The following is a 22978-nucleotide window of genomic DNA, read 5'->3' on the forward strand; positions in this document are numbered from 1 at the left end:
ACTCGGTTGAAAGCGCTTAAAATAAAAGTATCACCAAGTAAGAGCCAGTAATTTTAGATGAGACATTTTATAAGGGGGAAAAAAGATGTTCAATACTAAAAGAAAAAAGTTAGTACCATTATTACTTAGCAGCGCACTAATGGCAGGGATATTAGCAGGCTGTACCAGCAAGGAAGAAACCACTTCAGATGGTGGGAAGAGTTCAGCAACAGAAACGGTAACATTTTTAATTGATAACCAAACACAACTAGATGGAATCCAGGCGATCATTGACGAATTTGAAAAGAAAAATAATATAAAAGTAGAAATCGAGACTCGTCCAGGGGGGGCTGAGGGCGACAATATTATTAAAACACGACTTGCAACTGGAGATATGACAGATTTGGTTTGGAATAACTCAGGTTCACAACTGCAGGCACTAAATCCTGAGCAAAATTTCGTAGACCTGAGTAAAGAACCATTCATGGAAAGTATTATGGACGACTACAAAGCAGCAGTTTCTGCAAATGGAAAAGTGTTTGGAATTCCGGGTACTCCGACAAATGCAGGCGGCTGGTTATATAACAAAAAGGTTTATGCCGAACTAGGCCTTTCTGTTCCAAAAACTTGGGAGGAATTAATGGCTAATAACGAAAAGATTAAACAAGCTGGTAAAACAGCCGTTATTGGAACATTCAAGGATACATGGACATCACAAGTAATTGTTCTCGCGGATAACTACAATGTCCTTCAAGAAAATCCGACTTTTGCCGAAGATTTTACTGCAAACAAGGCAAAAATCGCTACTACTCCAGCTGCACTTCGCAGTTTTGAGAAATTAGAAGAAGTATTTAAAAAAGGTTACCTGAATAAAGAATTCTTGGCTACTGGCTATGATGCAGGATTAAAAATGTTAGCCGACGGTGAGGGAGCCCATTATCCAATGATTACGTTTGCATTAGCTAATCTAGCAACAACTTACCCAGATAAAATGCAAGATATCGGAGTTTTCGCTCAGCCAAGTGACAGTGCAGAAAAAAATGGTTTAACAGTGTGGATGCCAGCAGGTATCTTTATTAACAAAAATAGTGAGCATATTGACGCAGCAAAGAAATTTTTAGAGTTTTACGTTTCCCAAGAAGGTGTGACCATCTATTCGTCTAAAATTCCGCCGACTGGACCGTTTGCTATTGAAGGTGTAGAAGTGCCTGATGATGTGTACCCAGCAGTGAAAGACATGATTCAGTACTTTGATGCTGGTAATAATGCCCCTGCTCTTGAATTCTTGAGCCCTGTTAAAGGTCCAAGCTTGGAGCAAATTACAACACAGGTTGGAAGTGGAATTAGTTCTGCAAAAGAGGGCGCAGAGTTATACGACAAAGATGTTGAAAAACAAGCAAAACAATTAGGTCTTGAAGGTTGGTAAAAAATTATTTTCATCAATAATTCATTGGCCCTGCCTAGATTCTAGCAGGGCTGTTAATTTCTAAAGGGTTAAAGGGAGGATCAGCAGGTGAATAAGTTAGCAAATAAAACCTATACGTATTACTTCTTATTACCAGCAGGAATTGTTTATTTTGTCTTTTTCTTGTTGCCAACGATTATGTCCCTGTTTTTCAGTATGACATGGTGGACATTAACAGATTGGGAATTTATAGGTCTAGAAAACTTTAAAACTTTTTTATCAGAACCATCTTTAAATATTGGTTTTAAAAACACATTAATATATGCAGTAGTAACTAGTGGTTTGAAAGTTATTTTAGGTTTATTGCTCGGAGTGTACTTAAGTTCCAAGTTGAAAACAGTAGGATTTATTCGTTCGATGATCTTTTTTCCGACACTGTTAAGTACGATTGCAGTTGGTATTGCCTTTACTATGATGATGCACCCTTCACAAGGAATTATTAATATTGTACTTTCAGGTTTAGGAATTGTCGGTCCTGACTGGTTAGGCGATACCGATATTGCCCTTTTATCTGTAGCCTTGGTAGATGTGTGGAAAGGAGTTGGAATGGCAACCGTCATTTTCATTGCTGGTATTATGTCGATTCCACAGGATTATTATGAGGCACTTAAAATTGATGGTGGAAATGCATGGCATAATTTTAAAAGTATTATCATACCGCTTAGCCGTCCGGCAATGAACACAGTTATTATTCTCTCTTTTATCGGCGGGTTACGTTCTTTTGATTTAATCTGGACGATGACAAAAGGGGGACCAGGATTCAGTACGGATTTGATTGCCTCTATTATATATAAGCAGTATCAAGCTGGCTTTTTCGGTCTATCAACAGCAGGTAATGTTATTTTATTCATACTGGTTTCTGCCTTAGCTTTCCCTCTATATTCGTATCTCAATAAAAAAGAGGTGGATTTATAATGAGTAAGGTCATATTGGGGGATTATAAAGCAAACCCGATTATAGATAAAAAAAGTAAAACAAAAACAGGCAAGAAGCTATGGAACATTTTTATTGAATGTTTCGGGGTTCTGGCAACATTAGCAATCTTTGGAATTCCGTTTTATTTTGTCGTTATTAATGCGTTTAAAAATACACAGGAATCTTCTTTATTAAATATGAAATGGCCCAGTTCCTTTCATTTAATGGAGAATATTCAAGAGGTCATCACAGCGAGAGATGGAATGATTATTCGTGCGTTTTTTAATAGTGCAATGATTACTGGATTGTCTATCATTCTCTTAATCATCCTCGGTGCTGCTGCTGGATATGTATTGCAGCGGAAAGTGACGAAAGTGACTCCTTTTTTTAACTTTCTGTTACTAGCGGGGCTGATTATTCCTCCAGCTGTTGTTCCGACCATATGGGTACTGCAAGAAATTGGATTGTTTAAAACACTGCCGGGAATAGTCCTTATAGAGGTGGCACTAAACTTGCCATTTACGATTATTTTGTATCGAGGGTTCATGGTTACGATTCCAAGATCGCTGGATGAGGCAGCACTAATTGATGGATGTGGAAGGTTTCGGTTATTCTTCAATATCATTTTGCCGTTGTTAAAGCCAGTTTCTGCCACTGTCATCGTATTGACTGCTGTTAGTGTCTACAATGATTTCGTAAATCCTTTATACTTTTTTCCTGGTGCAGAAAACGCCACATTACAGTTAACACTTTATAATTTCATGAGTATGTACATTACAAAGTGGAATTTATTGTTCACGAATGTCCTATTAATTTCAATACCACCGCTGATCTTGTTCATAATCTTCAACAAGAAGATTGTTGCAGGAATGACAGCTGGATCTGTCAAGTAAGGGGATATTACTACTGATTTTAACTATATATATTAAATGAAAAAGAATGGAGACCAGAATTTGCAGTTTTCCTGTATGAACCGGGTCTTTTCCAATGGGGAGGAACAAAATGGAATGGAAAGCAAAATGGATTTGGGATCAGAGCGGTGAACATCCAAGAAATCAATGGTCTTGTTTTAGAAGGACATTCACGGTTCCTTCCGATGCTGAAAATGCAACATTATCATTATCCGCTGACACCAAGTATACCGTTTATATAAATGGTGAGCTTATAGGTTCAGGGCCAGTTCGTGGCTGGACAAACGAATGGTATTTTGACGAGTACGACTTAAGCGGCTTAAAAGAAGGAGAAAATGTCATTGCGGTTTTAGTAAACCATTACGGTGTTGGAACCATGCATTATATAGAAGGACGCGGTGGACTAATCGCCCAAATTGATTTCTATCAAAACAATCAGGTGATTGATCAGATCCTAACAGATGAAAGTTGGAAAACCTCCAATCATGATGGATTTATTAAAGAATCCGTAAAAATGTCTAATTGTTTATCGTGGGCAGAAATTTATCATGCAGAGCTATTTGATAGTAATTGGGAACAGCTTCATTTTGATGATTCTTCTTGGCACAATGCTGAAATTATTGGTGCTTATGGGATGAGTCCTTGGAAAAATCTCGTCCCTAGGGATATACCCCATCTAACCAATGAACCTATATATCCAAAAAGTGTTCTAGCACGTAAAGAAGTGAAACCGATTCCTCAGCACTTTTCGATTGATTTAAAACCTTCCTTTTTTCCGGGTCAATTCGATAATAACTCTGGAAAAATAATTCAAGGTTATGTAGTAACTGAAATCCAAGCCAATGATGATGTTGCTGGATTTATGACCCTGTCTTTTGACGCACATGCAGAAGCAAAATGGGAGTTTAAACTGAACGGGGTAAACTATAAAACGCATAATGGAAAATATGAAACTGTTAATTTAAGAAAAGATGCAAACTTATTAATAGTAGATGTAGGAGGGTCGTTTCACGAACCAACTATTCATTTAGCCTTTGATTTTCCTGAAAAGGTAGAATTTAAAGCACCTTTTTCCCATAACGATTCTAGATTTTCGGTCATTGGACCATTTTATACAGAAACCCGACTGCAAATAGGGCAACCAGTTCAAAGTTCACTCCCACCTACAGAGGAATATTTACAAGTAAAGTCATTGTCATCGCTAAGTGAATTAGAATTATTTAGAAAGCGGATTAAGGACATTCCAAATAACCATGTTTGTACTGATAATGTAAGTCTTCTTTCGATTTTAAAAAAAGAAATAGGAACCCATTCTCTTAACTTCCAGCATCAAAATATGGTTGCAGCTAATCATAGTTTTACAAATGTTCAACCATTGGAACAAGGAGATACAGAATACCTAATAGATTTTGGAAAGGAATATTTAGGATATATAGAATTTGAATTAGAAGCTGAAAGAGGAACCATTTTCGATTTTTTCTTGTTTGAAAGTATCCATCAGGATGGAAGAATCGAGCATACTTTTTCATTGAATAATTCCTTGCGTTATATCTCGAGGGACGGCCGGCAGTGTTATCGATCCTATATCCCTAGGGGTTTCCGCTATATGCTGCTTACGATACGAAAGCTTAAAAGTCCTTGTAAAATCTATAAAATTAAAGTAGATGTAACTACATTCCCAACAGGAAATGTAGGATCCTTTAGCAGTTCTGATTATCAATTAAACCAAATATGGGAAATTTCAAAGCACACGATACGTATGTGTACTCAGGATACGATCATTGATTGCCCAGCCTATGAACAGGCTCTTTGGACGGGTGATTCATATAACATCTCACTGATGAATTACTATGCATTTGGAAACTATGATCTTGTTAGGCGATGTTTAAGATTAATTTCTAGATCCGTTTATCGTTCTCCACTGCCAGAATCCCATGTGCCAAGCGGGTGGCAAAATGTATTAACGGCATGGTCTATTTTATGGATGATGGCCTGCAGGGAATATTATCGCTATTCCGGTGACTTAGAATTTATTAAAGAAGTCTACCCTGAACTAAAGCTGACCGTTCAACGTTTTCAAGAATTTATGAATGAAGATGGGTTAGTGGAAATTTATGCCTGGAACATGTTAGATTGGGCCCCGATGGATACAGGACATAAAATTGTAACCCATCAAAATGCTCTACTAGTCGATGCTCTAAGACAAACCGCTTTCCTGGCCTCGACCATTGGAGAACATAAAGATGAAGCCAACTTTTTGACGCTAGCAAATAGCTTAAAACAGGCAATAAACGAACATTTATGGGATGAAGAGGGAAAAGTTTTTATTGATAGTATTCATGAGAATGGAGAAAAATCTAAAACTCGGAGTATCCAAACCAATTTAATCGTTTATTTATCTGATTGCGCAGAAGGACAACGCAGGCAAATAATCGAGGAATATTTAAGAAAACCGCCAAAAGATTTTGTGCAAATAAAAAGTCCTTTTGTTCTTTTTTTCTATTACCAGGCTTTAATGCGTTTAGGTGAGAACGAGATGATATTAAATAATATCCGGGAAATCTATGGTTTTATGTTGGAAAATGACGCGACAACATGCTGGGAAGGCTGGGAATTAATCGAAGGTGACTTCAGCCGCAGTCATTGTCACGCCTGGTCTGCAGCCCCAACCTATATCTTTGGTGAATTGTTTTTAGGCGTGAAGCCACTAGAACCAGGATTTTCAAAAGTAGCGATTTCTCCGAATTTAAATGGCTTAAAGTGGATGAAGGGATCTGTGCCGATTCCTCATGGTAAGATTGATATTTACTGTAAAGATTTAGGGGATTATATTGATTTGCAAATTACGCTGCCAGAAGAAGTAGGAGCGGAGATTATAACAGGTACAAACACCAAAGTTCAGGTGAATGGTAAATATTACCGAAGTGTTTGAAAGGTAGAAGGGAAACTAGCTTATTTCGAATGGAAAGATGAATGACTTATTGAGGAATATGAATATATTTTATGACTTTTGAACCGCGCAGTGACTTCAACTTGTGCGTTTTTTTGATAAAGAATTAAAATTTTATTTTATTAATATATTGTCACCTAATTATTATCATGTTACTATTAGTTGAAATTAAATCCCTTTAAATCTGGTCCAGAGAGGCCAAAAAGGCGAAGTATACTTCATACATATTTATTATGTCTATGAATGCCTTTTTGTCCTTTGGATAAAAGGGCATTTTTTTTCACTCAAATCTTTTAATCTGAGTCCTGTGAGGCTCGAAAGGAGAACAACAAGAATGGATTATCGTAAAAAAACAGTAGTGGCATCAGTAGCAGGTTTAACACTAGAGGGCATGGATATCATGTTTATATCCTTTGCCATGTCGATGATTATTGCGGAGTTTCATATTGATATGACAGCTGGTGGACTTATTTCTTCTATTACTAATTTAGGAATGCTCGCCGGGGGAGTTATTTTCGGTGTTTTAGCAGATAAATTCGGAAGAGTTAAAGTTTTCACCTATACGATATTATTATTTGCAATCGGTACTGCCTTAACCGGGCTCGCACAAAATATTGAACAAGTATACTTATTTCGGTTTATTGCCGGCCTAGGCGCAGGTGGAGAATACGGGATTGGTATGGCGCTTGTTGCTGAGGCATGGCCAAAGAAGAAACAAGGGCGTGCTTCTTCATACGTTAGTGTCGGTGCTCAATACGGGGTTATCCTTGCAGCACTTCTTAGTGCGATGATCCTTCCGACTTTGGGATGGAGAGGATTGTTTTTTGTTGGATTGGCCCCAGTAATATTCGCCTTTATCGTACGAAAGAAACTAGACGAATCACCTGAATGGCTTGCGTCACAAAAGAAAAAGCAACCAGTTCAGAAGCAAGGGAAATTAAAGCAACTATTTGCTACTCCTAGAATTACAGTAACCACCATCGCATTAGCAATCATGGCAACCGTTCAAATCGCAGGTTATAATGGTTTAATGATTTGGCTGCCATCCATGCTTCAACAATCCCAAGGATTATCGGTTTCAAGTTCGGCGCTTTGGACGATCAGTACCGCTGCAGGAATGATTGCAGGTATGTTAACATTTGGACAATTTATGGATCGTTTTGGAATGAAACGCTCCTATGGAATCTTCTTAGCAGCTTCCGCTGTAGCGGTCTTCCTTTATTCCTATGCTTCAGGCAGCACAGGACTTCTAATTGGCGGTGCAATTGTTGGGTTCTTCTCGAATGGAATGTTTGCAGGTTACGGAGCATTAATTAGTAAGTATTATTCAGTAGAAATTCGTAGTACGGCAACAAATACGATTTTTAACTTCGGCAGGGCTTTAGGGGGATTATCTCCTATCTTAGTAGGATACATTCTGCAGCATGCAAATGTAACGGTAGCAATGACGTATCTAGCATTACTATACTGTATCTCTTTTATAGCAATGATTAGTTTGCAAAAAGGAAACAGTAAACAAGAAGAAATCACTACTTTTTCTGAAGCAGTATAAGGAAATCAAAAAGCCATTCTCTCAAACTTGCAGTTAGGAGGGGATGGCTTTTTCATTGTAAAAAAAATGAATTTTTGGAAAATAGATTGACTCTTCCGAATGAAACATGATATAAACACAGTAAGAATTTAGTACTTTAAAGTATTTGACTTACAAATAATGACAAAATAGGATTTACAGGAGGAATTACTTTCATGGGACATCGTAGCAAAATTTTAGACTGCACCATTCGAGATGGAGGCTTAGTTAATAATTGGGATTTCAGTGTTGAATTTGTTCAAGACTTGTATAATAGCTTAAGTGCAGCTGGTGTTGAATACATGGAGATTGGTTACAAAAACTCCCCAAAACTACTGAATGCCACTGAGCCAAATCCATGGAGATTTCTCGACGATAACTTTTTGAAAGAAATCTTCCCTGAGAAAAAATTCACGAAGTTTTCTGCTCTAGTCGATATTGGCCGTGTCGATCCGAATGACATTTTACCACGCGAACAAAGTGTTTTAGATATGATCAGAGTGGCATGCTACATCCGAGAAGTAGATAAAGGGTTAGAGCTTGTACAAATGTTTCATGATTTGGGCTATGAAACTTCCCTTAATATTATGGCTTTATCGAGCGTACCAGAAAAGCAGCTTACCAAAGCATTTGATATGGTGAGGGAAAGTCCTGTAGATGTTGTATATATCGTTGATTCTTTCGGAAGCTTGGATCCAACAGATATTGAGCACCAGGTAAAAAAATTCCAAGAGTTGATCCCTAACAAACAGCTTGGAATTCATACACATAACAACATGCAGTTAGCATTCGCCAATACATTAGCGGCATTAAACAACGGGGTTACATACCTGGATTCTTCTGTATACGGCATGGGACGTGCTGCAGGTAACTGTAACACAGAACTTCTTGTCAGCTACATCCAAAAGCCAAGCTATGAACTGAAGCCAGTACTAGGAATGATCGAAAAGCACATGCTGGAAATGCGCCAAAAATGGGAGTGGGGTTACATTATTCCTTATATGATTTCTGGTGTACTAAATGAACATCCACGTGTCGCCATGGCTTACCGTGACAGCGCCGATCGTGATAAATTCGTTGATTTTTACGACAAGGTAACATCACCAGAAGTCTCTGTTTCTCCAGCGACGAAATAGGTTAAACAGAAAACGAGTACCTCTCATGATAGAGGTACTTGTTTTGTGTTCACTTTTTTAATCCCCGATATTTTGCTGTAGTTAATTCCTGAATATATTCCTCAAGCTCAGGCATTTCCATCTCTTTCGCTATTTGTATGGATGATTCGATATCGTATGGAACTCGAACAAGCTGTATCGAGAATACTCCATTTTCGCTTTGGTTATATTCTCCTTCAAGAATGGCATAGGAGGCTTGAGTGAGATCAAGCGGATTTCCTACGCTGCCGACGTTACATAATGTTTTACCTTTAATAGTTTGCTGATAGGCATTATGAATATCTCCATAAAAAACTACATCTGGATCTCTTTCTCCTGAGATATTTTCTGTGTGTTCTGTGTTTTCGAACATACTTAAGCGACGTTCAAGAGAGTCCCACGGTTGTATTCTTTCATATACACTCCGCGGTGAAGCATGAAACATTCTGACTAGTTTTCCGCTCATCATAAACTCTACTGAAAACGGCAGTTCTTCTAAATCATTCATTTGTATTTTCGTTAATTGGTTTTGATGCCATTTGATTGTGTTAGACTCTTGGGGTTTAGGAAAGAAATCATCCCAATTGCCTCGAACCACCATTTCACAATGCTTTTGGATCATTTGTATTGCTATGCTTGATTGTGGTCCTTTACCAACTATATCACCTAAACAAATAATTCTTTTAATGTGTCTAGAATCGATATCCTCAAGGACCGATTCTAGTGCAGGGATATTTCCGTGAATGTCTGAAATAATAGCGATTTTATCCATGTTTACAAAACTCCTAACGATTTATATAAAAATAATTCTCGATTTGTCTCTTCATTTCCTGTTTATTTTCTCGAAATTGTTTATGTCGATGACCATTACTCCCTGAAGGATGAGGGAATCCCTTCAAAGTATGTGTATTATTGCCAAAATGGTCAAGTACCTTGCTTACATTCACTCCTAAAGGGATAATTAGTGGATCTTCAATCCTAGAGATATCTTTAATAAAATATCTTTTTACATAGTCCAATAGCATTTCAGTTTTTAAAATATTTGGGCGTGAACCATTATAATTTTGATGATTGAAAAATACAGCATGTGGGAGTATGGAGGTAGTGTAGACAAGATGATTAGCTTTACCAAAAAGTTCGCTTGAAGAAGAAATACCCAGATGTCTTGGTATTTCAAGTTCATCTAGCATCGCTATGAGATTATTTCTCATCGTTCCCTCAAAACTAGCACTTTTTTTCACCTTATGAAGGAGTTCTTCATCATTTAAATGTCTATTCTCAATGACTGTTGTATAAGCTTTTCTCATCTGGTGAAGTCCAGGTGTAATCCCTGCAATAACTACCCTAGCTTTCTCATTTATGTAGTCAAATGGTGTGTAATAAACCTCAAGTTTTTTCTTTTCATCTTTTTCCAATAAAAATGTTGAATTTAAAAGATCGTGATCGTATAAAGGCAAGTCTAGAGACAATATTTTTTCTTTATATAATTGAAATTTTGCTTCAGTAACCATTCCCACTAATATGACCTCCAATTCTTTTACAAAGGTGACCTTTGTGGACACGATATAAACATTATTATGCAAAATAATTTGGCGTGGGCAAAAAAATTTTGCGGTGAATCTACGTAAAGGAATAATAAAATGTATATTTCTTATCGGAACCATCATGGCACACTTATTGCATTATAGAAGAACAAGATATAAAACAATTTTATGTTGCCAATAGTGAAAATCACCGGAGGTGCTCAGGAGGTTTAGTTCTATTATAAAAAAATTGAAGCGAGGGATGTTTGATGTGGGTCATTACGGTGTATTCAGGAGAGAGTATTCAAATGTTTGAGTTTGATAATCAAGAAGAAGCAAGAGCTACTTTCAAGAGTATAAAAGGGTGTAAATTTCTTAGTGAAGTGATTTACTATAATGATTTTGATGTAGTTGAATAAAATATTTAACTGAAATAGTCAGTATTTTAGGCAGACTCAGGCAATTTTATATTTTTGTAAAAAAATATTTTACTTTTCTTAAAATAGCAACTATTATAATATTGAAAATAGTTTCAAATTTCTTAATCGCTGAAACCGTTTAGGCACGGGGGAACCATACTGGATTGTATTCAGTCCAAGGGGTGAATCCTTTTTAAGGTAGGGCTACTCAGGAGGCCCGAATCCGACAGCTAACCTCGTAAGCGTTTATGAGAAGGAAGGTGGAACTTGTGGCACGATTCGTTAGGTGTCTACAAGTCTATTTACCCATGGCTTGTAGACACTTTTTTGTTCCTTTACTAGATTTTCCTACGAGGGGGACATTAATTATCAAAAAGAAAGTATCCTTCCGTTTGTAACCGTTTTCTACTAAAAAATGAAAGGGCTGAAGTAAATGTTACCAGAACGCGAAATTGAAAGATTCCAGCAATCTGCAAATCAACAGGAACAGACATTAAAACGTGAGTTAAAATCCAGGCATTTAACCATGATATCAATCGGAGGTGCGATTGGAACCGGATTGTTCCTAAGCAGCGGGGCAGCAATCAGTTCAGCCGGCCCCGGGGGAGCATTACTAGCGTATGCGATAGTGGGAGCAATGGTTTTTTTTATCATGACTAGTTTAGGAGAAATGGCTGCCTTTATGCCAGTCAGCGGTTCATTTAGCACGTATGGAACGAAATTTGTGGATCCAGCATTTGGTTTTGCGATTGGGTGGACTTACTGGTTTAGCTGGTCGATGACCATTGCAGCTGAGCTGGCTGCCTCTACCATGATCATGAAATTCTGGTTTCCAGATAGTCCTTCGTTGGTTTGGAGTGGTTCATTTTTAGCACTTATATTTCTATTAAACTATTTATCTGTTAAGGGTTATGGGGAAGGGGAATATTGGTTATCCCTAATTAAAGTATCAGCGATTGTTATTTTTATCGTTGTTGGCTTACTAATGATTTTCGGAATTATGGGAGGGGAAGCAGTAGGGTTTAAAAACTTTACAGTTGATAAAGCTCCTTTTTCAGGCGGTATTTTAAGTGTTTTTGTTGTTTTTATAGCAGCAGGTTTTTCTTTCCAAGGAACGGAAATCGTAGGGGTTACAGCGGGAGAAAGTGAGAATCCTGAAAAAAATGTCCCGAAAGCGATTAAAAGTGTTTTTTGGAGGATTCTAATTTTTTATATTTTGGCAATTGCTGTGATTGGTCTCCTGATTCCTTATACTAATCCGAATTTACAAAATGATAATGTAATGGTAAGTCCATTTACCCTTATCTTTGAAAAAGCAGGGATTGCCTTTGCAGCTTCACTTATGAATGCGGTTATTTTAACGGCGGTATTATCGGCTGGTAATTCCAGTTTATATGCTTCAACTCGCATGTTGTATTCAATGGCGAAAGCAGGACAAGCACCACGGATTTTTGGAAAACTTAACAGCAGGGGGGTTCCGGTTGCAGGTATAATTCTAACCTGTGCTATAGGTGCGCTTGCCTTTTTAGCTTCCTTTTTTGGTGATGGCATGGTCTATATTTGGTTAATGAACGCAATCAGTATAACAGGATTTATCTTTTGGCTCGGTATTTCTATCAGTCATTATCGGTTCCGTAAAGCCTTTATCGCTCAAGGGTATTCGCTTGACATGTTGCCGTATAAGGCAAAATGGTTTCCGATTGGGCCAATCTTCGCAATTGCTTGTGGAATTATCGTTATATTAGCTCAAAATTTCCAAGCTTTTCTTGCCGACCAAATTGATTGGGGCGGTGTGGTAGCGGCATACTTAGGCATACCGTTTTTCCTAAGTTTATATTTTGGCTATAAACTGATAAAGAAAACAAAAGTGGTTAAACTTGAAGAAGTGGAGTTTGACTTTGATAAGAAATATAATTAATCAAATTTCGCTTTTTGACAAAATGATTTAAAAAATAGTGCATTTCTTACTTTACTTATTGGATTAATTGGAGTAGAATTTAGAAAATTCATAAATAATTTTCATTTGCCGATTGGACATCCAAAGGCTCCTATACGCATTCCGCGTAAAGGGGCCTTTTTTATTTAATAAAGTTAGAAAGGGGTTGGGAAAATGAATATTGATCATCTTGAAGCTTTTATGTATGTAGTACATTTGGAGAGTGTTCATAAAGCAGCTGAAGCACTATATTTATCACAACCAACCGTTACTGCGAGAATCAAAACGTTAGAACGAGATCTTGGAATCGAATTGTTTTTGCGTAACGGGAGAAGTTTGACACTATCTGAGGAAGGAAAAGCATTTATCCCATACGCGGAGCAAATTATTGGTACCTATCAACAAGGGAAGAAGCGATTGAAGAAGGAAGATAATCCTGATGAAATTGTGATTGGGGCTAATAGTATTACATCACAATACTTTATTCCTTTTGCGCTTCCTTTCTTAAAGAAAGCAAATCCTCAATTACGATTTAAATTTCATTCAGCGACAAACGATGTATTGCTGGATAAACTTCTTCAGAAGCAGGTTGATATCGCCTTTATGAAGGATGTTACTCATCGTGGAATACAAAAGCTTGAGCTTCTAAACAATTCTGTCCGCTTGGTCGTTTATCCTGGACATTCCTTTCAATCCCTAGAGAACTTATCTGTTCAGCAGTTAGCCAGCGAACCTATGGTTTTTTTCGAATGCGGCGCTTTTGACTGGAATCGGATCCATAAATTATTTGAGATGGCAAATGTTAATCCTCGTATAGAATTTTTAGTCGACCATCTTGAAGTAGCAAAATCTATTATTCTAAGTGGAAATGGCATCGGTTTTTTACCATCCCTGTGCATGAAAGATGAGCTTGTGAGAGGCAGCCTAATTGAAGTAGATGTTTCTCATATTCTTCAAATTAACCAGCATATTTTTGCCACACACTTGAATAATGGATTTATGTACCCCGAGCTCTGGAATGATATTCTTCGGTCTGTTAGAGAATTTGAGAAGGAAAGGGACCTGACTTTTATTTAATTTTTTCATGTAAAGATTACAATTTTCTATCAGCTATCTTATTGCCATTACAATCTTCTAGGTGATAGGATTAAACACAATAAAATAACAAGCAATGATTTCTTAATAAAAGAGGGAAACGCACCGTTTTAATTCCTACTATTCAAGTGAGTATTATTGGATATAAAGAGAAAGGATGATTAGTGTGACAACGCAAAATAATAACCATTCGAGGGTATTTGTAGAAGCAAAAAAGGAAAATTTCTTTGAAACAAGTAAGTATCTAAATTTGCCAGATTTACAGTTTTTCAATTGGTGCAATCGACAGTACCAGGTTAACAGAGGTGTATATAATACGATTGATCAATGGTTTTACGAATATGGAATTGTCAATATTCATTTCCGTAGAATTCAGATTTTGGCGTTTTTGGATTTTGTCAAAGACGATATGTTAGAAAAACAACCTAAATTTATCCGCTTTGGTCATGGAGGTCTCTCCAAAAGGCTAAATGAATTTATGAATGATTTTGGTCAAAGCAACAATGTAATCCCCCTTAAGAAACCAAGTAAATGAGATAATTTAAAGATTAATTGATAGATTTTTTTTATTAGTATCAAATATTTTCCTATCGAGTAAAGTATTGCCAATTTATTGTTTTCGGTGATAGGATGAGAATCAATACAAAACACACTTTTCTTATCAATTAGGTCGGAATAAAATCGTGGAGGAGAATTAACATGAGCTATAAGCTAAGTATTTTAGATCAAAGTCCCATTTTTCCAGGGAGCACGGCTTTTAATGCGTTACAGAATACCGTTCGATTGGCTCAAAAAGCAGAAGAATGGGGCTACTCACGTTTTTGGGTATCAGAGCATCACCATACAGATCAATTGGCAGGTTCCTCTCCTGAGGTGTTAATTTCGTATATTTTAGCTCGAACAAATACAATTCAAGTAGGTTCAGGGGGTGTTATGCTTCAGCATTATAGCCCTTATAAGGTGGCTGAAAACTTCCATGTCTTATCAACTCTCGCTCCGGGAAGAGTGGATCTAGGAATTGGTAAAGCACCAGGAGGGCTTCCATTATCAACAAAGGCCCTCCAGTATGGCACGGTTAATGATGGAAAGGACTTTTCTGAACGGCTTTCTTTTTTAAACGAATTAATTGAAAATTCTGTTGATGCTGAACACCCTCTTACTGGAATTCAAGCAACACCGATTCCCGAGAAAAAACCTGAAATTTTTTTACTTGGTGCAAGTGCTAATAGTGCTCAGCTTGCGGCAGAACAGGGGATATCATTTGTATTTGCAAAATTTATTAATAGTGATGAAAGGGTAATTGAACAGGCGGCAAAGGTTTATCGTGATGGTTATCCAAATGGAAGATTCATCATCTCCTTGGCTGTTATAGCTGCTTCAACTCAATCAGAAGCTAAACAACTGGCAGGAGACAGAAAAATTGTTAAAGTCCATCTGAAGAGCGGTCGCTCGGTAACGTTACAAACTATTGAGCAAGCAGAAGTGTTTGGGAAGCAGTCGGGGGAACCATTTGAAATCACAGAACAAAAAGCAGACATTGTGGCTGGAACCCCTGACTATGTAAACGAAATTTTAGAAAAACTTTATCGAACGTATCAAGTGGATGAATTTATTATACATACACCGGTAGAAAAAGAAGAAGAAAGAATTAAATCATTTCAGTTGTTAAGTCCGCTTAACACGAAACGAAATACGGGAATAGAGATTAGAGGAGAGTACCCATATATTGCAAGTAGAATATTTTTAAACCAGTGAGAACTGTTTAATTAAGGATATATTATATTTTAATTCCGAGTATTCGGGTATAAATAATATGAAAAAATTTTACATTGCGAAGTAGTTTGTAAGACTTCCATTTTAAAATTTGAGAAGGAGCGTTTGATGTGAAACTAGTAAATTGGACTAAGGTTATTTCTATCTCAATGGCGTTATTGCTTCTGTTATCTGGTTGTGCAAATAGTGCTAGTACAAAAAATAGTTCAGCAGAAACAAACAAAGAGGCCGATGCACAACCTAAACAAGGTGGGGAATTAACCTATGCTCTCGCAACATCTCCCGATTCACTTGATCCGCATCGAAGCGGTTTAGCCGTAGCGGGACGTGTATTCCGCACCATTTTTGATAACTTAGTTATTCAAGCAGAGGATGGTTCAATCCAACCATGGCTGGCAACGGAATGGACGGTTTCGGAGGATGGAAAAAGTTATATATTTCAATTGCGCGCAGACGTGAAATTTCACGATGGGACACCCTTTAACGCTGAGGCTGTAAAATTCAGTTTTGATCGTATTATTGATCCAAAAACAAAATCAGGAAATGCACTAAGTCTTCTTCGACCTTACGTGTCTTCAGAAGTTTTAGAAGAGTATACGATAAAAATTAACCTTGCAACGCCTTCTACTGCATTCTTAAGTAACTTAAGTCAAAACCAGCTCGGGATTGTTTCACCGACTGCGGTAGAAAAATATGGTGATCAGTTTGGTAAAAACCCAGTGGGGACTGGACCATTTAAATTTGTTAATTGGACAGAAAATGCCGACATTCAAGTTGAGAAAAATAGTGATTACAATTGGGGACCTTCTAACGTAGAAAACAAAGGAAAACCTTACTTGGATAAAATTAGCTTTAAAATTGTTCCGGAAGAGGCAACACGAATTGGCAGTGTGCAAAGCGGACAGGTGCTTGCGGCTGAAACAGTACCACCACAAAATATTGCTTCCTTAAAGAATGATCCTAAAACACAATTACTTACTGTAAACACAATAGGCTTGCCATATACACTCTTTTTCAATCAAAGAAAAGAACCTTGGAATAATGTAAAGGCCCGTCAAGCTGTTCAACTTGCAATTGACGTTGATTCGATTGTAAAGACATTATACTTAGGCACATACGAAAGATCCTGGTCACCGCTGACCCCTGGGATAGTAGGATATGATAAATCACTCGAAGGCAGTGTGAAAGTAGATATCGACAAGGCTAATAAAATTCTTGACGAGCTCGGCTATGAAAAAGGTTCAGATGGTATTCGTGTAAAAGATGGTAAGCAGCTTACATTGAATTATGTAGACGGATCACCTAATCGTGAGAAACGAAATGATATTGCTGTCATTGTCCAGCAGCAGTTAAAAAGAATTGGAATCAAGGTTGAGATTAACATTACAAAAGACGTTGCGTCGGTAATCTATACGAACGCTGATTACGATTTATATGGAAACAGCCAAGTGAATTCTGATCCAAATGCGCTTCGTGCGATCTACCATACACGAACACCAGAGGAGGAAGCTGTTTTTAAAGGATTACCTGGAGGTTCTGACACAGAATTAGACCAGTTGCTAGAACAAGGAACTTCAGAGCTTGACCAGGCAAAGCGTGAAGAAATTTATAAAAAAGCGCAGCAAAAAATTATTAAAGATGCGTGGATCATTCCAATTTATGTATTTCCATATACGGTTGCTGCCTCTAAAACAGTAAATGGTATTACATTCGATGCATTAGGCTATCCATTATTCAATGATGTAAGTATTGAATAAAAGAGAGAAGGAGCTGATACATTGTGACTCTAGTAAACAAGGTATTGTTGAAAATCTCGACTGCATTTGTATCGATTATTGGCTCCTCAATCCTTGTCTTTTCCATCATCTATTTGCTTCCGGGGGATCCAGTGCTTTCTATGATTGATCCCTCAGTTGCAACACCTGAAATGGTCGCGAATTTACGCAAGGAATTGGGGCTCAACCAGCCGTTTTACATTCAATTCTCAGAATATTTTATGAATGTACTTCAAGGTGATTTTGGTCAATCTGTAGTGAATAGTGAGCCAGTACTGCCAAAGATAGTAGAACATTTTCCAGCCACACTGGCCTTAACGATTACAAGCGCGGTATTATCTGTTGTTATTGGAGTTACGTTTGGTGTTCTATCGGCCATTTATCGTAATAAATGGATTGATATTATCGCTCGTATCATCGGATTATTTGGTATATCAATGCCGACTTTTTGGTCGGGGATTTTACTTATTCTTATATTTTCTGTCTATTTAAACTGGCTGCCTAGCATAGGGTCTGATGGTTGGAAAACATTAGTGCTGCCATCCCTTTCATTGGGTTTAGTGGGGGCGGGCTTTATCATTCGGATGGTGCGTAATAGCATGCTTGATGTGATTAATGAGCAATTTATTGTTACTTTGCGTGCTAAGGGTCTTTCGGAACGGGTCGTTATGTATCGTCATGCCCTTCGCAACGCACTTATTCCTGCCATAACCATCATTGGACTAAATATCGGGGAACTATTGGCCGGTACAGTTGTTATTGAAACGGTATTCTCAAGACAGGGGATTGGTCGAATTGTAGCAGATGCCATTATGGCTAAAGACTTACCTGTCATACAAGGTGTTGTCTTCTTCAGTGCTATTGTTTATGTGGTGATTAATCTTTTAGTTGATTTATCGTATTCATTCATTGACCCACGGGTAAGAAGAGCTCATTAAAGGAAAACCAAAATAATAAAGTGGGAGGGAAATGGTGATGAAGGAAGTGGTAAATACCAAAACGGTGCTGCATGTTCCAAAATGGAAATTCACTAAGCAAAAAACAAACTTCTCTGTAGAAAATCTATTTATTTTAGGTGCAGGCATGGTTGTGATATTCATTATCTTGTGTGCCTTATTTCCAAAATGGATTGCTCCCTATTCGCCAACCTTTATGGATACATCCCTTATTTTAAGTCCTCCGAATTCAGCACATTGGTTCGGAACTGATTATTTTGGGAGGGATGTTTTGAGTCTTGTCATCTATGGCAGCAGCGACTCTCTTATAATTGGAATTGCTTCCGTTCTAATTGGAGGATTGATTGGCGGAATAATCGGCTCAGTATCCGGTTATTTTGGCGGCATAATTGATGTGGTCGTAATGCGGTTAATTGAAATTTTGATGACGATTCCTGGTATTCTTCTAGCATTAGCCATCGCTGCTGCACTTGGACCAGGATTAATGAATATTGTCTTAGCAGTTGCAGTTTCATCCATTCCAGGTTATGCACGTGTAATGAGAGGACAATTGATGAGTATTAAAAAGCGCAAATATGTTGAGGCTTCTCGTTCCATAGGTACACCTGAATGGAGGATATTTCTTTGGCACCTATTACCAAATTCCTGGTCCCCGCTTTTAGTCATGGCGACAATTGGTCTCGGTACCTCCATATTAATTGGATCAGGGTTGAGCTTTCTTGGACTGGGTATTATTAAAGAAATTCCAGATTGGGGAGCCCTTCTTTCGCAGGGTCGAGGTTATTTGACTGTAGGCTGGTGGATTTCCACGTTTCCTGGCTTAGCTATTACCCTTTTTGTTCTCTCTGTAAATATAATTGGAGATAAACTTCGAGATACATTTGATCCGAAAACAAGCAGAACTAGATAAAGGAGGAACTTCAGATGGAAAAGCTCCTTGATATTCAACATTTGAAAGTTGATTTTACCATGAAGGATGGTGATCTTACCGCAATCAAAGATGTATCGTTACATATTAACATCGGTGAAACTGTCTGCATTGTCGGCGAGTCTGGGAGCGGCAAGAGCGTTACATCGAAGGCAATCATGAGGCTCATTGATTATGAAAATGGAAAGATATCAGCAGGAAGCATTGTACTAGATGGAATGGACCTAGCCCAACTCTCTCAAAAAAAACTTCGTTCGATTTGTGGGAAAAAAGTGGCGATGATTTTTCAAGAACCAATGGCTGCTTTTGATCCGGTTTTTACGATTGGCAGCCAAATTATCGAAACCATTCTTGAAAACAAGCAATTTACAAAATTACAGGCGAAAGAACGCGCGCTTTATTTATTGAATCGGGTTGGTATTTCCGACCCTGCATTACGATTGAATCAATATCCGAATGAACTCTCTGGAGGAATGCTGCAACGTGCAATGATTGCGATGGCACTTGCATGTGGTCCTGACCTATTGATCGCAGATGAGCCAACAACTGCACTTGACGTCACAATTCAAGCTCAGATACTGAAGTTACTACAAGAAATAAAGGAAGAGTTTGGTATGTCGATTCTCTTAATCACACACGATATGGGTGTTGCTGCACAAATGGCAGACAGGATTATTGTGATGTATGCAGGAAGAATTGTTGAGTATGCAACGGTATCGCAAATGTTTGAGCTTCCTCACCATCCTTATACACGTGGATTGCTGCAGTCGATTACCACAATAGATAGTGATCGAAGTAAAAAACTTTACTCTATAAATGGGTCTATTCCAGGATTGGCTGATCTGCCTCCGGGATGCCAGTTTCATCCGCGCTGTCCATTTGCAACAGAACGCTGTTCAATGGAGTTACCTCCATTAAGAGAAGTGAATGATCGCTATACGGCATGCTGGTATGCAGAGGACTTAGTAGAGTCATTTGATTGGAAACAACCGTCAGGGGAAACAAAAAATGATAGGCACTCTATTAAGGAAATAGTCCTAAGCGATTCAAAGCGTGGCTCTGAACCATTGTTTACTATTCAGCAATTGAGCAAATTTTATCCGATTGGCAAGAAGAGTCCTTTCTCTCGAAATTCTTCCTACTTACGAGCAGTGGAGAATGTGACTTTCACGATTGAGAAAGGGGAGACATTCGGTCTTGTCGGGGAATCTGGAAGTGGAAAATCTACATTGGGCAGGGTTCTATTGCAGTTAGAGAAACCAACGAGTGGAAAAGTATTTTTTCAAGGGCAGGATCTGTCGAAATTGGATGCAAAAGAATTACGTGAAAAGAGAAGAAATATGCAGATGATTTATCAAGATCCATATGGTTCTGTTAATCCCCGTTGGAAGGTTGGAGACATTATTGGTGAACCGCTTCAGGTTCATGATTCGCTTAGTGCAAAAGATAAGCATGATAGGGTTCAAGACTTATTAGAGGTTGTTGGCTTAAATAAAAGTAGTTTTAATCTTTATCCACATGAATTTTCTGGAGGTCAGCGGCAGCGTATCGCCATTGCCAGAGCGATTGCTCTTAATCCTCAGTTTATTTTAGCTGATGAAGCAGTATCTGCTTTAGATGTATCAGTACAGGCACAAATCGTTAATTTACTCCAGGATTTACAGAGGGAGAGGGATTTAACTTATTTATTTATTGCTCACGGCTTAAATATTGTACGACATGTATCTGATCGAATCGGTGTGATGTACTTGGGACAAATGGTGGAAATGGCACCGAGTGAAACATTATTCTTGCATCCTGCCCACCATTACACAAAGGGTTTAATTGATTCGATACCAATTGCGGACCCTGCCCGTACCAGAGAACGAATATCTTTAAAGGGGGAAATTCCATCACCAGCAAATCCCCCAGCTGGATGTAGATTTCATACCCGCTGTCCAGCAGCGACAGCTCGTTGTCGAGAAGAACAGCCTATTTTTAGGGAAATTCATACGGGGCACTGGGTTGCTTGCCATGATCCTCTATAAAGTAAGAGATAGAATCGGGGGAAATAAGAATGAAATTTGTATTGTTTGATCTTATAAGTAATCAACCTAATGGTTTGTCGGGTGAACTATTAACCGCACAAGAAAGAATTCAACAGGTAATCGACCAGGCTGTTTTAGCTGAATCCCTTGGATTTGATGGCTATGGGGTCGGTGAGAGGCATGGTGCTCCATTTTTATCTTCTTCACCAGCAGTATTGTTAACAGCCATTGCTGCCAAAACCTCTAAAATACGCATACTGCCTACTGTATCGGTTTTGAGTATTCTTGATCCTGTTCGGGTAGCAGAGGATTATGCCACACTGGATCATCTATCCGGTGGAAGGTTAGAGATGATGATTGGGAAAGGTAACGATCCACGCCATTACCCGTTATTTGGTATAAAAGAGGAAGAACAATGGGCTTCACTTGCTGAACGATATGATCTTCTGAAGCGCTTATGGACCGAAGAAAATGTCTCATGGGAAGGGACATACCGTCCACCATTATGCAATGTAACGACAGAACCTAGACCGTTTCAAAAAAAGATACCCATTTGGCATGGCAGTGCATCAAGTCCACTTTCTACTGAGCTGGCAGCTAAGAATGGGGAGCCGATCTTTTCATCAAATGCCTTTCATCCAATGGGTAAATATAAAGAGTTAATCGATCATTACCGCGAGAGGCTTGAGTATTATGGCTATGATTCGAATAAAGCAATAGTCGGTGCAGGTGCAGGCAGTTTATACTTGGCCAATACAACGGAAGAAGCAATAAAACGTTTCCGTCCCTACTATGATATTCAAATGAATTCAGATGCAGCAAAACATAATCAATCTCCATTTAAGAACCTTGAAGACCACATTCAACATGGTTCAGCATTAATAGGAAGTGTAGATTTAATAATAGAGAAAATTCTTAACTATCACCAAGCTTTTGGACATCAGGTGCAAGCCATTGGAGTAGGGGGCTTAAGTATCGAAGAACAATATGAACAGCTTGAGAGGTTTGCTGAGGAGGTTATCCCAGTACTTCGACGAGAAATTCCTAGTACGGTTTGGGAAGAAGAACAATCAACATTGATATAGGTAAATGTACTTATACTTAGTAAATAATCCAATAGTATACAAAAGGTCTTCATTAATCATTTATGAAGTACTTTTTATTATCATAATTCCTAGTTGAGTAGTAGGTTTAGTTGGGTTTTGGTAAGCAATTATGAGGAGGTTGGGCCATGAAGTCCCTGTTAGTTATAGGAGGAGATCGTATCGGTAATATTCTTAAAAATTTAGAGGGGGAGGGCTTCGGGGAAGTAATCCATTTAAATGGACGGAAAAAAAAGATGGTTCGCACTGATATACCAAGAAAAGTAGATTTAATCTTAGTGTTAACAGACTTTATCAACCACAATCTCACAGGAGCCATAAAACGTAAGGCACAAGAATATGGGATTCCGATTTGCTTTTCGAAGCGGTCTTGGTGTTTTATACATGAGGAGATAAAAAGAAGTCAAATGAATGTTAATAAATAGCGTGCTGTTTTACTAAATTATTGGATTTGGATCAAATGAATCAACTGTTTTGTTTGATAGATTTTATGAATCAA

Annotated in this window: 19 protein-coding genes and 1 riboswitch; of the genes, 17 read left to right on the forward strand and 2 right to left on the reverse strand. The window is 38.1% G+C overall.

What is annotated here, in order from left to right:
* Window positions 1-85 precede the first annotated feature (85 nt).
* The 6 genes from F4694_RS15520 (at window position 86) to F4694_RS15545 (ending at window position 8926) form a co-directional block, all read left to right on the forward strand.
* The gene (locus F4694_RS15520; protein ID WP_179599506.1) at window positions 86-1405 is read left to right on the forward strand and encodes an ABC transporter substrate-binding protein; all 1320 of its coding nucleotides are present in this window, start codon (window positions 86-88) and stop codon (window positions 1403-1405) included.
* Between the two features lie 87 nt (window positions 1406-1492).
* Window positions 1493-2359 carry a carbohydrate ABC transporter permease gene (locus tag F4694_RS15525; protein ID WP_179599508.1) on the forward strand — a complete coding sequence of 289 codons (867 nt, stop codon included), beginning with the start codon at window positions 1493-1495 and terminating at the stop codon, window positions 2357-2359.
* Entirely contained in the window at window positions 2359-3252 is an 894-nt protein-coding gene (locus tag F4694_RS15530) for a carbohydrate ABC transporter permease (RefSeq protein WP_179599510.1), read from the forward strand. Before F4694_RS15525 ends, F4694_RS15530 begins: the two co-directional genes overlap by 1 nt.
* A gap of 109 nt (window positions 3253-3361) precedes the next feature.
* Window positions 3362-6202 (forward strand): family 78 glycoside hydrolase catalytic domain, encoded by a 2841-nt coding sequence (locus tag F4694_RS15535; RefSeq protein ID WP_179599512.1) that lies wholly within the window; start codon window positions 3362-3364, stop codon window positions 6200-6202.
* 352 nt (window positions 6203-6554) lie between these two features.
* On the forward strand, window positions 6555-7772 hold the full coding sequence (locus tag F4694_RS15540; protein ID WP_179599514.1) for an MFS transporter: 1218 nt from the start codon (window positions 6555-6557) through the stop codon (window positions 7770-7772).
* Between the two features lie 194 nt (window positions 7773-7966).
* On the forward strand, window positions 7967-8926 hold the full coding sequence (locus tag F4694_RS15545) for an aldolase catalytic domain-containing protein (RefSeq protein ID WP_179599516.1): 960 nt from the start codon (window positions 7967-7969) through the stop codon (window positions 8924-8926).
* 49 nt (window positions 8927-8975) lie between these two features.
* On the opposite strand, the gene F4694_RS15550 is transcribed toward F4694_RS15545, so the two are convergent.
* Both F4694_RS15550 and F4694_RS15555 read right to left on the reverse strand, forming a co-directional pair.
* Window positions 8976-9716 carry a metallophosphoesterase family protein gene (locus F4694_RS15550; protein WP_179599518.1) on the reverse strand — a complete coding sequence of 247 codons (741 nt, stop codon included), beginning with the start codon at window positions 9714-9716 and terminating at the stop codon, window positions 8976-8978.
* 13 nt (window positions 9717-9729) lie between these two features.
* Window positions 9730-10455 carry a uracil-DNA glycosylase family protein gene (locus F4694_RS15555; protein ID WP_218895682.1) on the reverse strand — a complete coding sequence of 242 codons (726 nt, stop codon included), beginning with the start codon at window positions 10453-10455 and terminating at the stop codon, window positions 9730-9732.
* 278 nt (window positions 10456-10733) lie between these two features.
* Here F4694_RS15555 and F4694_RS15560 point away from each other — a divergent pair, with 278 nt between their 5' ends.
* The 11 genes from F4694_RS15560 to F4694_RS15610 all read left to right on the forward strand — a co-directional run bounded on the left by F4694_RS15560 (window position 10734) and on the right by F4694_RS15610 (window position 22904).
* Entirely contained in the window at window positions 10734-10886 is a 153-nt protein-coding gene (locus F4694_RS15560; protein ID WP_218895695.1) for a hypothetical protein, read from the forward strand.
* Window positions 10887-11003: 117 nt separating this feature from the next.
* A riboswitch (cyclic di-AMP (ydaO/yuaA leader) is annotated at window positions 11004-11146 on the forward strand.
* Between the two features lie 173 nt (window positions 11147-11319).
* Window positions 11320-12804 carry an amino acid permease gene (locus tag F4694_RS15565; protein ID WP_179599524.1) on the forward strand — a complete coding sequence of 495 codons (1485 nt, stop codon included), beginning with the start codon at window positions 11320-11322 and terminating at the stop codon, window positions 12802-12804.
* A gap of 192 nt (window positions 12805-12996) precedes the next feature.
* Window positions 12997-13899, forward strand: coding sequence for a LysR family transcriptional regulator (locus F4694_RS15570; protein WP_179599526.1), 903 nt, complete (start codon window positions 12997-12999; stop codon window positions 13897-13899).
* A 184-nt stretch (window positions 13900-14083) separates the two neighbouring features.
* Window positions 14084-14452, forward strand: coding sequence for a hypothetical protein (locus F4694_RS15575; protein WP_308806350.1), 369 nt, complete (start codon window positions 14084-14086; stop codon window positions 14450-14452).
* 164 nt (window positions 14453-14616) lie between these two features.
* Window positions 14617-15672 carry an LLM class flavin-dependent oxidoreductase gene (locus tag F4694_RS15580; RefSeq protein WP_179599528.1) on the forward strand — a complete coding sequence of 352 codons (1056 nt, stop codon included), beginning with the start codon at window positions 14617-14619 and terminating at the stop codon, window positions 15670-15672.
* Between the two features lie 167 nt (window positions 15673-15839).
* On the forward strand, window positions 15840-17447 hold the full coding sequence (locus tag F4694_RS15585; protein WP_179599749.1) for an ABC transporter substrate-binding protein: 1608 nt from the start codon (window positions 15840-15842) through the stop codon (window positions 17445-17447).
* A gap of 23 nt (window positions 17448-17470) precedes the next feature.
* Entirely contained in the window at window positions 17471-18403 is a 933-nt protein-coding gene (locus F4694_RS15590; protein ID WP_308806351.1) for an ABC transporter permease, read from the forward strand.
* Window positions 18404-18434: 31 nt separating this feature from the next.
* Entirely contained in the window at window positions 18435-19331 is an 897-nt protein-coding gene (locus F4694_RS15595) for an ABC transporter permease (RefSeq protein WP_374757428.1), read from the forward strand.
* A gap of 14 nt (window positions 19332-19345) precedes the next feature.
* Entirely contained in the window at window positions 19346-21376 is a 2031-nt protein-coding gene (locus F4694_RS15600) for an ABC transporter ATP-binding protein (protein WP_179599532.1), read from the forward strand.
* 29 nt (window positions 21377-21405) lie between these two features.
* Window positions 21406-22461, forward strand: coding sequence for an LLM class flavin-dependent oxidoreductase (locus F4694_RS15605; RefSeq protein ID WP_179599534.1), 1056 nt, complete (start codon window positions 21406-21408; stop codon window positions 22459-22461).
* Between the two features lie 146 nt (window positions 22462-22607).
* Entirely contained in the window at window positions 22608-22904 is a 297-nt protein-coding gene (locus F4694_RS15610; RefSeq protein WP_179599536.1) for a DUF2325 domain-containing protein, read from the forward strand.
* The last annotated feature ends 74 nt before the right edge of the window (window positions 22905-22978 follow it).

The sequence above is a fragment of the Neobacillus driksii genome (assembly GCF_013409995.1).
Lineage (GTDB): Bacteria > Bacillota > Bacilli > Bacillales > Cytobacillaceae > Neobacillus > Neobacillus driksii.